We start from the raw sequence: 11,978 nt of genomic DNA on the forward strand, positions 1-11,978 counted from the left end.
TCAGCACCTCGGCTGTGACGACGGCCACATCGGGTCAGCCGAGGAACTTGCGGAGGATCGCCGTGACCTGGCGGATCTCCGCCGTGCGGACGTGCTCCTGCTTCGTGTGCGCCAGCGTCGGGTTGCCCGGGCCGAAGTTGACCGCCGGCATGCCCAGCGCGGCGAAGCGCGCGACGTCCGTCCAGCCCAGCTTCGCCGCCGCGCGGCCGCCCGCCGCGGCCACCAGCTCGGCCGCCGCCGGGGCCGACAGGCCCGGCAGCGCTCCCGGTGAAAAGTCCACAACGGACAGTTCGTAGCCGTCGAACACCTCGCGCAGATGCCGTTCCGCCGCCGCCGGGTCGCGGTCCGGGGCGAAGCGGTGGTTCACGGTCAGTACCGCCGAGTCCGGCACGACGTTCCCGGCGACCCCGCCGCCGATCGACGTCGCCTGCAGGCCCTCGCGGTAGGTCAGCCCGTCGATGTCGACGACCCGTGGCGTGTACTCGGCCAGCCGCCGAAGGGGCCCGGCCAGCGCGTGGATCGCGTTCTCGCCCATCCACGCCCGGGCCGTGTGCGCCCGCTTCCCGGTGAAGCGCAGCTCGACGCGCATGGTGCCCTGGCAGCCGGCCTCGATGGCGCCGTTCGACGGCTCGCCGACGATCGCCAGGTCACCCGCCAGCCACTCGGGCAGCTCGCGCTCGATCCGGCCGAGGCCGTTCTTGACCGCTTCGACCTCTTCGTTGTCGTAGAAGACGAACGTGACGTCGTGCTTCGGCTCCGGCAGCGTCGCCGCGAGGTGCAGGAAGACCGCGTCGCCGCCCTTCATGTCGACCGAGCCGAGGCCGTGCAGGATTTCGTCGTCTCCGCTGCCTTCACGCCGCGAAGGCAGGTTGCCGTTCTCCGGCACGGTGTCGAGGTGCCCGGCGAGCACGACCCGCGAGGCACGGCCGAGCTTCGTCCGCGCCAGGACGGCGTCACCGTTGCGGACGACCTCCAGGTGCGGCGCCTGCGCCTGAAGCGCTTCCTGCACGGCCGTCGCGATCTCGGCCTCCGAGCCGGACACGCTGAAGGTGTCCACGAGCGCGGCGGTCAGGTCGACGGGGTCGGCGTGCAGGTCGAGGCTCATGCCCGGCACGCTACCGTGAGGGGGTGCGTAGGTTCCCGGTCGCCGTCGGCGGCGCGTTGCTGGTCCTGGTCCTGTCCGGCTGCGGCAACGAGGCAGGCCCGACGCCCAAGCAGGGCGGCGAGCCGGGCCCGGACGCGCTCCCGACGAAGCTGGACGCGCTGACCGTCGACCAGTGCTACGCGAGCCCGCGCACCCAGCTGCCGAAGGGCTGTGAGAAGTACGTCACGGAGGTGGGCAACGTCCCCGGCGCGGCCCGCAAGCGCGCGAACGACCGCGACCCGCGGCTGGTCGCCGAGGCCGACAAGCTGCAGACGGCCGTCGGCGAGTTCCGCGGCGCGGGCTGCACGACGGTGCCCGACGCGGGCGGCCCGTGCACGCAGGCGCTCGTCGACATCGCGGCCGCGCTGTCCGGCCTGAAGAAGCAGGTGGACGCCGAGCCCACGACGAGCTGACGCCGTCGCTCGACTACCGTGTCGGGCGTGAGCGAGCAGAGCCCGAACCCCGAAACGACCGGCGCCAGCGGCGTCGGGCTGGCCACCGTCACCACCGACGGGACGGTCCTCGACACCTGGTACCCGCACCCCAAGCTGACCGAGGCCGGGACGTCCGGTTCGGAGCGGCTGAGTGCCGCCGAGGCCGCCGAGCTGCTCGGCGAGGCCGCCGCGGCGCTGCTCGGCCCGGACACCGACCGCGGGGTCGAGGTCGTCGCCGTGCGCACGACGATCGGCAGGCTCGCCGACGCCCCGGCCGACACGCACGACATCTACCTGCGGCTGCACCTGCTCTCGCACCGGCTGGTCCGCCCGCACGGCCAGAGCCTCGACGGCATCTTCGGCCTGCTGGCCAACGTCGTGTGGACCAACCACGGCCCGTGCCCGGTCGAAGGCTTCGAGACGACGCGGCTGCGGCTGCGGGCGCGCGGCCCGGTGACCGTCTACAGCGTCGACAAGTTCCCGCGGATGGTCGACTACGTCATGCCGCCGGGGGTCCGGATCGGTGACGCGGACCGCGTCCGGCTCGGCGCGCACCTGGCGTCCGGCACGACCGTGATGCACGAGGGCTTCGTCAACTTCAACGCCGGCACGCTCGGCGCGTCGATGGTCGAGGGCCGGATCTCGGCGGGCGTCGTGGTCGGCGACGGCTCGGACGTCGGCGGCGGCGCTTCGATCATGGGCACGCTCTCCGGCGGCGGCAAGGAGACGATCTCGCTGGGCGAGCGCTGCTTGATCGGCGCGAACGGCGGAGTCGGGATCTCGCTGGGCGACGACACGGTCGTCGAGGCCGGGCTGTACGTCACGGCGGGCACGAAGGTCGTCGTCGAGGGCAAGGTCGTGAAGGCCCGCGAGCTGAACGGCATCTCCGGCGCGGTCTTCCGCCGCAACTCTTCGACGGGCGCCGTCGAGGTCGTGCCGAAGACCGGCTCGGGTGTGGAGCTGAACGCGGCGCTGCACGCCAACGACTGAGGGCGCACGCTCACCTACCATTCACGAGGTGACCACCGGATCGCTGCCGCGCACCCCCGCCGAGCTGGGCCTGCCCGAGCTCCCCGTCGAGGCGCGCCCGGCCGATCCGGCGGTCCACCACGTGCGCGCCAAGCTCGACCGGGAGATCCGCGCCCTGCTCGCGCACGAGCCGGGCACGCGCACCGGCGCCGACCCCGAGGACCTGCACCAGATGCGCGTCGCCCTGCGGCGCATGCGCAGCGTGCTCAAGCTGTCCGGCGCGCTGGTCGGCGACGGCGCCGAGCCGGTGCGCGCGGAGCTGGGCTGGCTCGGCCAGTCGCTGGGCGAGGTGCGCGACTACGACGTCCTCATCGCGCACCTGCGCGAGGTCGTCGCCGAGTTCGAGGTCCGCGACCAGCCCGCCGGGCGCCGGCTCGTGTCGGGGTTCGTCACCGAGCGTGCCGCGGCGAAGCGGCGCTTGACGCGGGCGCTCTCGAGCGCCCGCTACTCGACGTTGCTGCGGGAGGTCAGCCTGCTGGCCCGGGACGGCGGGCCGTCCGCGGCGGCGGCCGCGGACGGCCCGCACGACCTCGTCGCCGGGCTGGCGAAACCGCACCGCAAGCTGGCCAAGGCGGTCCGGGCGCTGCCCGCCGACCCGCCGGACGACGACCTGCACGCCCTGCGCATCCACGGCAAGAAGCTGCGTTACGCCGCCGAGCTGGCCCTGACGTCGGCGAATAAGAAGCAGGCCGGGCGGATCACGAAGCTGATCAAGGCGACGAGGGACTTCCAGACCGTGCTCGGCGACCACCAGGACGCGGTGGTCGCGGCCGAGCGGATGCGCACGGTCCTGGACACCGCGGACGGCGCGGTCGGGTTCGTCGCGGGCCGGATCGCCGAGCGCGAGCTGGCCCGCCGGGCCGAGGCCCGCGCGCGGTGGCGCGCCTCCTGGGCCGAGGTCGACGCCGCCGCGAAGGCCCTGCACGTCGTGAGTGCGAAACAGGGTTAGAACCCGGTTTCTCACTCACGAGCCGCGGGAGACCGACCAGACGTAGTTGTCCGGGCGGACCAGGATCCGGTCGCCGTCTCGGACTTCGTAAGCCGCGTATGCGTGGCCGCCGTCGTCGACCAGGTCCGGTCCGGTCGCGACGCTGCCCGCGGGCAGGATCCGGTAGCCGTTCTCCCCCACCGGCCCGTCGCCGAAGACCAGCTCCGTCGCGTGCGGGCCGCGGAACAGCTCGAACAGCCGCACCCGCTTGCCGTTCGCGTCCAGCAGCGGCGCGTCCGGTGCCCGGTCGCCAGGGCGCAGCGCACCCGTTCCGGGCGGGGACAGCGGGCCGCCGCGGTAGGTGATGTTCAGCTGGTGGGTGTCCTCGCCACGCTTGTGCGCGTCTTCGTCACCGTCGGCGTACTTCCGCAGCAGCTCGCTCGAGACGCCCAGCACCTCGGCCGCCACGGTCCGGCGCTCCGGCTCGTAGCTGTCGAGCAGCTCCGGCGCGCCGTCCGCGAGCTTCCAGCCCAGGTTGTAGCCATCCTGGACGCCGGTGTTGAGGCCCTGGCCACCGGTCGGCGGGTGGACGTGGGCCGCGTCGCCGGCCAGGAACACGCGGCCGTCGCGGAACCGGGCCGCGAGGCGGACATTGGGCCGCCAGACCGTCGACCAGGCCAGGTCCGACAGCCGGACAGTGCCGCCGCTCAGCGCGTCGAGCCGGGCCTGGACCGCGGGCAGCGCCGTCTCGGCGTCCACTTCACCCTCGCGCAGCGACGCGGCGAACTGGAAGTGCGGCGTGCCCGGCAGCGGGCTGAACATCATCCCGCTCATCGGCTCGTCCGGCGTCGCGAACCAGTGCCCGAACCCGTGGTCGAGGCCGTCGGCGCGGACGTCGCCGAGCAGCATCCGGATCGACTCGTCGGTGGTGCCCTCGAACGCGATCCCCAGCGCCTTGCGCACGAAGCTCTTGCCGCCGTCGGCACCGACCAGGTACGCGGCCCGGACCGTCTCCCCCGTGCTCAGCGTCGCCGTGACGCCGTCGGCGTCCTGCTCGAACCCGGTGAGCCCGCTGTTCAGCTCGACGTGGACGCCGAACTCGGCCAGCCGGTCGCGCAGGATGCCCTCGGTCTGCGACTGGCCGAGGAACCAGCCGGTCGGGTACGGCCTCGACGGCGTCGGCTCGACCGGGTCGAACATCATCCGCTCACCGACCACCTCGTCGCCGAGGTGGATCTTCATCCGCACCGGCGCGGCCCCCGCCGCCAGCACCGCGTCCAGCACGCCCAGGTCTTCGAAGACCTCCAGCGTCCGCGGCTGGAGCCCGTCGCCGCGCGAGCCGGCGAAGTACGTCTCGGCCTTGTCGGCGATCCGCACCGGCACGCACCGGCGTGCCAGCTCGATGGCCAGCGTCAGCCCGGTCGGTCCCGCCCCCGCGATCAGCACCCGTGTGTCCATGTCATCCTCCTAGTGAATCAATATTCACTGAATATAGATTCAGAATGGCGCTGCTAGCGTCCCGTGTCAAGGGAGGTGGCGATGACGGCGACCAGCCGCAAGGAGAAGGCCGCGGAGACCGAGGCCGCGCTGAAGGCCGCGGCGAAGCGCGTCTTCGCGCGGAAGGGCTACCTGAACACGAAGATCACGGACATCACCGCCGAGGCGGGCCGGGCCGCGGGGTCGTTCTACAACCACTTCGCGAGCAAGGAGGAGCTGCTCGAAGCACTCCTGGCCGACATCGCGGCGTCCGGCGACGAGAGCGCCGAGCGCGCGGACCACCTGGCGGACTTCAGCGACCCGGTGGCGGTGCGCTGGCACGTCAAGCAGTACTGGGACTTCTACCGGGAGAACGCCGCGACCATGCTGGCCCTGCGCCAGGCGGCGATGGTCAGCGACTCGTTCGCGCGCACGCTCGCGCGGTTCGGCGCCTCACAGGCGGCCGACCTCGACGACCACCTCGCGTACGTCACCCGCGCCGGGCTGCGGCTGCCCGCCGGGCCCGGCCACTGCGGGATGCTGATGTACAACCTCGTCGACTCGTTCGCGGCGACGTGGCTGCACGGCTCACCGGCGGACTGGACACCGCCGACCGACGAGGAGGCGATCGAGCTGCTGACCCGGTTCGTCTACCGGGGCTTGACCGGCCGGGACTACTGAGCCAGCCGCGCCACGGCCGCGTCGACGCGCTCGTCGGTCGCGGTCAGGGCGACCCGGACGTGCTTGCCGCCCGTGGGGCCGTAGAACGTGCCCGGCGCGACGAGGATGCCGCGCTCGGCCAGCCACTTGACCGTCGACTGCGCGTCTTCGTCCCTGGTGGCCCACAGGTACAGCCCGGCCTCGGAGTGGTCGATGCGGAAGCCGTTGTCCTGCAGCGCCTTCCGCAGCGCCAGCCGGCGGCGGGCGTAGCGCTCGCGCTGGGCTTCGAGAGCCTCGTCGTCGGTCAGGGCGGCGACCATCGCCTCCTGGACCGGGCGGGGCACGATCATGCCCGCGTGCTTGCGGACCTCGAGCAGCTGCTTGATCAGGCGCGGGTCACCGGTCAGGAAACCCGCGCGGTAGCTGGCCAGGTTCGCCGACTTGGACAGCGAGTGCACCGCGACGAGGCCGTCCGTGCGGCCGCCGCAGACGTCGGGGTGCAGGATCGACAGCGGCGCGGTCTCCCAGCCGAGGGCCAGGTAGCACTCGTCGGAGACCACGACGACGTCGCGTTCGCGCGCCCACTCGACGACCTTGCGCAGGTGCTCCACCGGGAGGACCTTGCCGGTCGGGTTGGACGGCGAGTTCAGCCAGATCATCGCCGGCCGCTGCGGGCCGAGGGCGACCGTGCTGTCGGCACGCAGGATCGACGCGCCCGCCAGCAGCGCCCCGACCTCGTACGTCGGGTACGCCAGCTCCGGGATGACGACGAGGTCTCCCGGCCCGAAGCCGAGCAGCCGCGGCAGCCAGGCCACGGCCTCTTTGGACCCGATGGTCGGCAGGACCGCGTCCGGCTCGATCCCGGTGACGCCGTGGCGGCGGCGCAGGGCGTCGATCGCCGCCGCGCGCAGGGCCGGGATGCCGTGCGTGGTCGGGTACCCGGGGATGTCCGAAACCGACGCCAGCGCGTCGCGGATGCCGGCCGGGACCGGGTCGACCGGGGTGCCGATGGAGAGGTCGACCACCCCGCCGGGATGCGCCTGCGCGGTGGCCTTGACCTCGGCGAGCGAATCCCAGGGGAAGTCGGGCAGGGCGACGCGGCTCATTCGCCCTGCGGGGGCAGCGCCTTGATGAACGCCGGGTCGTTCGCGGTCTTGCCGACCTTGGACGCGCCGCCGGGCGAGCCCAGCTCGTCGAAGAAGTCGACGTTGGCCTTGGTGTAGTCCGACCAGTTGTCCGGGACGTCGTCCTCGTAGTAGATCGCCTCGACCGGGCAGACCGGCTCGCAGGCGCCGCAGTCGACGCACTCGTCCGGGTGGATGTACAGCATCCGCTCGCCCTCGTAGATGCAGTCCACGGGGCACTCGTCGATACACGCCTTGTCGAGCACGTCGACGCAGGGCTCGGCGATCACGTAGGTCACTGCGCACTCCTGCTTTTCTCTGCAAACAGCCAGTCCGTGCCGACATTACGCGGCAGCGGCACCCGATCGGTTGGTGAGGCAAGCCTTAGCCATACCCGGGGTATGGCGCTCACCTCGGCCGGCGGCGCGGCGGCGGGGTCGCCCGGGCGTCGCCGGTGATGACGAAGCGCGGTTTCGGAGCCTCGCCCGCGTCGCTTTCGGCCTTCTTCTCGCCCACCGCGCGGTTGAATCCCTCGGAGATCTCGTCGACGAGCTCTTCGCTGTGCCGCTCGTCCTTGCGCTGGATGCCCACGGCCACCTCCGGTGAGAAATCCGCTCCGCGCTGTTCGGCGCCTCGGTCACAATCTAGCTGTGAACGCACCCGAGGCGCTCGAAATCGTCTGCAGCAGAGCATGGCCGCCCCTGGTCGAAGAACCACTGGGCGACTGGCGGCTCCGCTGGGCCGGCGGCTTCACCGGGCGCGCGAACAGCGTCCTCGCCGTCGGCGACGCCGGCCGCCCGGTGCCCGAGGCGCTGGACGCGGTGTGTGACTTCGCCCACGGTCGCGGGATCCCGCCGATGACACAGGTGGTCCGCGACAGCCCGAACGAGCGCGCGATCGCCGCCGCGGGGTGGGTCTCGGCGACCGGCCACGGCGCCGGGCACGAGGTCGTCGTCCTCACGGCCCCGCTGGCGCGCGCCCCTGCGGCGCCCGGGGCCGCCGTGCTCGACGAGCCGGTGCCGGGCTGGTGGGAGCTGACGTTGGGGCCCGGCGAAGACACCCCGGCCGCCCGCCAGGTCCTGACCGGCGGGAAGGTCGGCTACGGCGTGGTGGTGGCCGGCGACGTCACGGCGGCCGCGGTCCGGGGCGCGCTGGTGGACGACCGGCTGCACGTCGGACGGCTCGCCGTGCGGCCGGAGTACCGTCGCCGGGGGCTGGCGTCGCTCCTGATGGGCGCCCTGCACACGTGGGGCCTGGAACACGGAGCGGGCCGCGCGGTGTTGCAGGTCGCGGAGGGGAACGCGGGCGCGCTCGCGCTCTACGCGGGGCTCGGCTACGCCCCGCACCACAGATACCGGTACTGGGTGCCCGCACCCGGCTCGTGCGAGGATTCGACGTCGTGAAGATCGTGGTAGTGGTCGGCGGAGTGGGCGGGGCCCGCTTCCTGCTGGGTGTCAAGGCAGCGCTGGGCCTGCCGGCGGAGGGTTCCGGAGAGTCGGAGCACGAGGTGACGGCGCTGGTGAACACCGGCGACGACGTCTGGATGCACGGCCTGCGGATCTGCCCGGACCTGGACACCTGCATGTACACCCTCGGCGGCGGCATCGACAAGGAACGCGGCTGGGGGCACGCCGGCGAGACGTGGGTCGTCAAGGAGGAGCTGGCCGCCTACGGCGCCGAGCCGACCTGGTTCGGCCTCGGCGACAAGGACATCGCCACCCATCTGATCCGCTCGCGCATGCTGCGCGCCGGCTACCCGCTCTCGGCGGTCACCGAGGCCCTGTGCGACCGCTGGCAGCCGGGCGTCCGGCTGCTGCCGATGTCCGACGACCGCGTCGAGACGCACGTCGTGATCGATGACCCCGAGCAGGACGGCCAGCAGAAGGCCATCCACTTCCAGGAGTGGTGGGTGCGCTACCGCGCCGAGCCGAAGGCGCACTCGATCGTCGCGGTCGGGGCCGACGAGGCCAAGCCCGCGCCGGGCGTCCTGGAGGCCATCGCCGGCGCCGACGCCGTGTTGTTCGCGCCGTCGAACCCGGTGGTGTCCGTGGGCACCGTCCTGGGTGTCCCGGGCGTCCGGGACGCGCTGCGCAAGACGTCGGCGGGGGTCGTCGGGGTGTCGCCGATCATCGGCGGCAAGGCGCTGCGCGGCATGGCCGACGCGTGCCTGACCGCGATCGGCGTCGAGACGTCGGCGGAAGCGGTGGGCCGGCACTACGGCTCGCGCAAGGACGGCGGCGTCCTCGACGGCTGGCTGATCGCCGAGGGCGAGACGGCGGACGTGCCGGGCGTGACCGTCCGCGACGTGCCGCTGCTGATGTCCGATGTGGACGCGACCGCGGCGATGGCCCGCGCGGCGCTCGAGCTGGCTGGAGCCCCTGTTGACTGACCACGCTTCGCCCAAGCTGGAGATCCTGCCGGTCACCGGGCTGCCGGAGTTCCGTCCCGGCGACGACCTGACCGGCGCGATCGTCAAGGCCGCGCCGTGGCTGCGCTCCGGCGACGTCCTGGTCGTGACCAGCAAGGTCGTCTCCAAGGCCGAGGGCAGGCTCGTCAAGGTGCCCAGCGACCCCGAGGCGCGGGACGCCGAGCGGCGGAAGCTCGTCGAGCGGGAGGCCATCCGGGTGGTCGCGCGGATCGCGCGCACGGTGATCACCCAGAACCACCTGGGGATCGTGCAGGCGGCGTCGGGCATCGACGCGTCGAACGTCGAAGGCGACGAGGTCGCGCTGCTGCCCGCGGATCCGGACGCGTCGGCGCTGGCCCTGCGCAACGGGCTGCGCGAGCGGCTCGGCGTCGAGGTCGCGGTGATCGTCACGGACACGATGGGCCGCGCGTGGCGGGTCGGGCAGACCGACGCCGCGATCGGCGCGTCCGGGCTGCGCGTGCTGCACGCCTACCGCGGCGAGGTGGACGGGCAGGGCAACGAGCTGGCCGTCACCGAGGTCGCGGTCGCCGACGAGCTGGCCGCGGCCGCCGACCTGGTCAAGGGCAAGCTCGGCGGCACCCCGGTCGCCGTCGTGCGCGGGCTCTTCCTCGAAGACGACGGCTCGACGGCCCGTGACCTGGTCCGCCCGCTCGAGGAGGACCTCTTCCGGCTGGGCACGAACGAGGCGATCGCGCAGGGCAAGCGCGCGGCCGTGCCGTCCCGGCGGTCGGTGCGGCAGTTCGCCGACGAGCCGGTGGACCCGGCGGCGATGCGCCGGGCGGTGGCGTCCGCGCTGACCGCGCCCGCGCCGCACCACACGCACCCGGTGCGGTTCGCCTGGCTGCGCGACGCCGGCCTGCGGCACAAGCTGCTCGACGCGATGCGCGAGTCGTGGCGCGCCGACCTGGAGTCCGACGAGTTCACCCCGGAGCAGATCGCGAAGCGGCTCAGCCGCGGCGACATCCTGTATCGGGCCCCGGAAGTCGTCATCCCGTTCCTCGTCCCGGACGGCGCGCACACCTACCGCGACGCCCGCCGCAACGAGTGCGAGAAGACGATGTTCACCGTGGCCGGCGGCGCCGCGGTGCAGGGCCTGCTGGTCGCGCTGGCGGCCGAAGGGCTCGGCTCGTGCTGGATCGGATCGACGATCTTCGCCGCGGACGTCGTCCGGGACGTCCTCGGCCTCGACGAGCGCTGGCAGCCGCTCGGCTCGGTCGCGATCGGCGTGCCTGCTGCCGACCCGGGACCGCGCGGGCCGATCACGCCCGGGGAAGGACTGCTGGAACTGTGAGCCTGCACGCGGACGCCGTCGCGACGCTTTCCGCGTGGCGGCCGGATCTTGCCGCCCAGGAGTCGCTGCGCCAGGCGTTCCTCGGGTTCCTCGCGGCGCGCCCGGACTCGTGCCGTCGATCGTGCGAGGCCGGGCACCTCACGGCGTCGGCGGTGGTTCTGGACCACACCGGGACGCAGGTGCTGCTGACACTGCACCCGCGCGTCGGGCGGTGGCTGCAGCTGGGCGGCCACTGCGAACCATCGGACGTCTCGCTGGCAGCCGCGGCGCTGCGGGAGGCGACCGAGGAGTCCGGCATCGCCGGGCTGCGGATCGGGGACGCGCCGGTGCACCTGGACGTCCACCCGATCACGTGCTCGCTCGGCGTGCCGACACGGCACTTCGACGTCCGCTTCGCGGTGCACGCCCCGCCGGGCGCGTCGCCGGTGCGCAGCGAAGAGTCCGACGACCTGCGGTGGTGGCCGGTGGACGCGCTCCCGGCGGGTTCGGAAGATCTCGCCGATCTGGTGAAAGCGGCGATTCCTGTCGGTGCCGGGCACTAGCCTGGGTGCCGACAGGGAGGGACGAGATGGTTACGCAGTTCCCCGAGCGGGTGCACTTCCACTCCGGCGGCGGTGGCGGCGGCGGGGTGTTCGGCTACATCGTCGTCGGGCTGCTGATCCTGGCGATCATCGTGTTCGTGATCGTGGTGGCGGTCCGGGTGTCGAAGATGCGCCGCGAAGAGGCGCTGAAGAACGGCGGCCAGTTCCCGCCGGTGCAGCAGAACTTCCCGCCACAGCAAGGGTTCGCGCCGGGGTACGCGCCGCCGCCGGTCCCGCCGCAGGGTGCCGGGTTCCCGCCGCAGCCGGGGTATCCACCGTCGCAGCCGGTGCCGCAGCAGCCGGGGTACGCGCCACAGGGGCCGTACGGACAGCGGCCGCCGGGGCCGGGAGCGGGTCCGCAGAGCTGGTGATCGTCCCCTTCGACAGCAGTTCGCCGGTGCCGCCGTTCGAACAGGTTCGCTCGGGGCTGGCGACGCGCATCAACGACCGCAGCCTGCCGGTCGGTACGAAGCTGCCGACGGTCCGCCGGCTGGCGGCCGACCTGGGCATCGCCCCGAACACGGTGGCGCGTGCGTACCGCGAGCTGGAGGAAGCGGGCCTGATCGAGACAAGAGGCCGGGCAGGAAGCTTCGTGGCGGCAGCGGGCGACCAGAGCCGCGGCCGCGCCCAGCAGGCGGCAGCGGAGTACGCGAAGACAACCCGCAAGCTGGGTTTGGACGCCGCCGAGGCGCTGTCGATCGTCCGCGCGGCACTGGAGGAAGGCACAGGCTGAGGCCGGGTCACGCAGGTGGCCACCGCTGGGCCGCCGCCAACCGCTCCACCCACGCGCGCCCGGCCAGCACGCCACGCCCCTCAAGCCAGGGCCGGCCCGCCACCCGCCACGCCAACCCCCACGCGCCCCCGGGTCGGCACGCCAGGCCGC

Annotated in this window: 15 protein-coding genes; 10 read left to right on the plus strand and 5 right to left on the minus strand. The window is 73.2% G+C overall.

Features of this window, described 5'->3' with window-relative positions; translation table 11 throughout:
* Positions 1 to 34 precede the first annotated feature (34 nt).
* On the minus strand, positions 35 to 1,105 hold the full coding sequence (gene dapE / locus BT341_RS01110; protein WP_072474482.1) for a succinyl-diaminopimelate desuccinylase: 1,071 nt from the start codon (positions 1,103 to 1,105) through the stop codon (positions 35 to 37).
* 23 nt (positions 1,106 to 1,128) lie between these two features.
* Between dapE and BT341_RS01115 the strand changes: the two genes are divergently transcribed.
* From BT341_RS01115 to BT341_RS01125, 3 genes are read left to right on the plus strand one after another with little or no spacing between them, the layout of a single operon-like run.
* Positions 1,129 to 1,557: a hypothetical protein gene (locus tag BT341_RS01115; protein ID WP_072474483.1), complete on the plus strand. Its 429-nt coding sequence runs from the start codon at positions 1,129 to 1,131 to the stop codon at positions 1,555 to 1,557.
* 27 nt (positions 1,558 to 1,584) lie between these two features.
* Positions 1,585 to 2,568 (plus strand): 2,3,4,5-tetrahydropyridine-2,6-dicarboxylate N-succinyltransferase, encoded by a 984-nt coding sequence (gene dapD, locus BT341_RS01120; protein WP_072474484.1) that lies wholly within the window; start codon positions 1,585 to 1,587, stop codon positions 2,566 to 2,568.
* Positions 2,569 to 2,596: 28 nt separating this feature from the next.
* A complete protein-coding gene (locus tag BT341_RS01125; protein ID WP_072474485.1) occupies positions 2,597 to 3,556 on the plus strand; it encodes a CHAD domain-containing protein in 960 nt (319 codons plus the stop codon).
* 15 nt (positions 3,557 to 3,571) lie between these two features.
* On the opposite strand, the gene BT341_RS01130 is transcribed toward BT341_RS01125, so the two are convergent.
* Complete coding sequence (locus BT341_RS01130) at positions 3,572 to 4,993, minus strand: FAD-dependent monooxygenase (RefSeq protein WP_072474486.1); 1,422 nt, start codon at positions 4,991 to 4,993, stop codon at positions 3,572 to 3,574.
* Between the two features lie 81 nt (positions 4,994 to 5,074).
* On the opposite strand from BT341_RS01130, the gene BT341_RS01135 reads away from it, so the two are divergent.
* Positions 5,075 to 5,692: a TetR/AcrR family transcriptional regulator gene (locus tag BT341_RS01135; protein ID WP_072474487.1), complete on the plus strand. Its 618-nt coding sequence runs from the start codon at positions 5,075 to 5,077 to the stop codon at positions 5,690 to 5,692.
* Here BT341_RS01135 and dapC read toward each other — a convergent pair.
* The 3 genes from dapC to BT341_RS01150 form a co-directional block, all read right to left on the minus strand.
* Positions 5,686 to 6,777 (minus strand): succinyldiaminopimelate transaminase, encoded by a 1,092-nt coding sequence (dapC, locus tag BT341_RS01140; protein WP_072474488.1) that lies wholly within the window; start codon positions 6,775 to 6,777, stop codon positions 5,686 to 5,688. The genes BT341_RS01135 and dapC overlap by 7 nt on opposite strands.
* A complete protein-coding gene (gene fdxA / locus BT341_RS01145; RefSeq protein WP_072474489.1) occupies positions 6,774 to 7,094 on the minus strand; it encodes a ferredoxin in 321 nt (106 codons plus the stop codon). Before fdxA ends, dapC begins: the two co-directional genes overlap by 4 nt.
* 109 nt (positions 7,095 to 7,203) lie before the next feature.
* Positions 7,204 to 7,386: a hypothetical protein gene (locus BT341_RS01150; protein WP_072481720.1), complete on the minus strand. Its 183-nt coding sequence runs from the start codon at positions 7,384 to 7,386 to the stop codon at positions 7,204 to 7,206.
* Between the two features lie 59 nt (positions 7,387 to 7,445).
* Between BT341_RS01150 and BT341_RS01155 the strand changes: the two genes are divergently transcribed.
* From BT341_RS01155 to BT341_RS01180, 6 genes are read left to right on the plus strand one after another with little or no spacing between them, the layout of a single operon-like run.
* Positions 7,446 to 8,198 (plus strand): GNAT family N-acetyltransferase, encoded by a 753-nt coding sequence (locus tag BT341_RS01155; RefSeq protein ID WP_072474490.1) that lies wholly within the window; start codon positions 7,446 to 7,448, stop codon positions 8,196 to 8,198.
* On the plus strand, positions 8,195 to 9,184 hold the full coding sequence (gene cofD, locus BT341_RS01160) for a 2-phospho-L-lactate transferase (protein ID WP_072474491.1): 990 nt from the start codon (positions 8,195 to 8,197) through the stop codon (positions 9,182 to 9,184). Before BT341_RS01155 ends, cofD begins: the two co-directional genes overlap by 4 nt.
* On the plus strand, positions 9,120 to 10,514 hold the full coding sequence (locus BT341_RS01165; protein ID WP_143168452.1) for a coenzyme F420-0:L-glutamate ligase: 1,395 nt from the start codon (positions 9,120 to 9,122) through the stop codon (positions 10,512 to 10,514). The genes cofD and BT341_RS01165 overlap by 65 nt, the downstream gene beginning before the upstream one ends.
* Entirely contained in the window at positions 10,511 to 11,056 is a 546-nt protein-coding gene (locus BT341_RS01170; RefSeq protein ID WP_072474493.1) for an NUDIX hydrolase, read from the plus strand. The genes BT341_RS01165 and BT341_RS01170 overlap by 4 nt, the downstream gene beginning before the upstream one ends.
* Before the next feature lie 26 nt (positions 11,057 to 11,082).
* A complete protein-coding gene (locus BT341_RS01175; RefSeq protein ID WP_072474494.1) occupies positions 11,083 to 11,466 on the plus strand; it encodes a hypothetical protein in 384 nt (127 codons plus the stop codon).
* Positions 11,463 to 11,828 (plus strand): GntR family transcriptional regulator, encoded by a 366-nt coding sequence (locus BT341_RS01180; RefSeq protein WP_072474495.1) that lies wholly within the window; start codon positions 11,463 to 11,465, stop codon positions 11,826 to 11,828. The genes BT341_RS01175 and BT341_RS01180 overlap by 4 nt, the downstream gene beginning before the upstream one ends.
* The last annotated feature ends 150 nt before the right edge of the window (positions 11,829 to 11,978 follow it).

This window comes from Amycolatopsis australiensis (assembly GCF_900119165.1).
In the GTDB taxonomy this organism is placed as follows: Bacteria; Actinomycetota; Actinomycetes; order Mycobacteriales; family Pseudonocardiaceae; genus Amycolatopsis; species Amycolatopsis australiensis.

Bases quoted from the DNA above. Each gene is read 5' to 3' on its own strand.
- BT341_RS01130 (WP_072474486.1), bottom strand. From the start codon at position 4,993: ATGGACACACGGGTGCTGATCGCGGGGGCGGGACCGACCGGGCTGACG.
- BT341_RS01165 (WP_143168452.1), top strand. From the start codon at position 9,120: ATGTGGACGCGACCGCGGCGATGGCCCGCGCGGCGCTCGAGCTGGCTG.
- BT341_RS01135 (WP_072474487.1), top strand. From the start codon at position 5,075: ATGACGGCGACCAGCCGCAAGGAGAAGGCCGCGGAGACCGAGGCCGCG.
- BT341_RS01175 (WP_072474494.1), top strand. From the start codon at position 11,083: ATGGTTACGCAGTTCCCCGAGCGGGTGCACTTCCACTCCGGCGGCGGT.
- dapC (WP_072474488.1), bottom strand. From the start codon at position 6,777: ATGAGCCGCGTCGCCCTGCCCGACTTCCCCTGGGATTCGCTCGCCGAG.
- dapE (WP_072474482.1), bottom strand. From the start codon at position 1,105: ATGAGCCTCGACCTGCACGCCGACCCCGTCGACCTGACCGCCGCGCTC.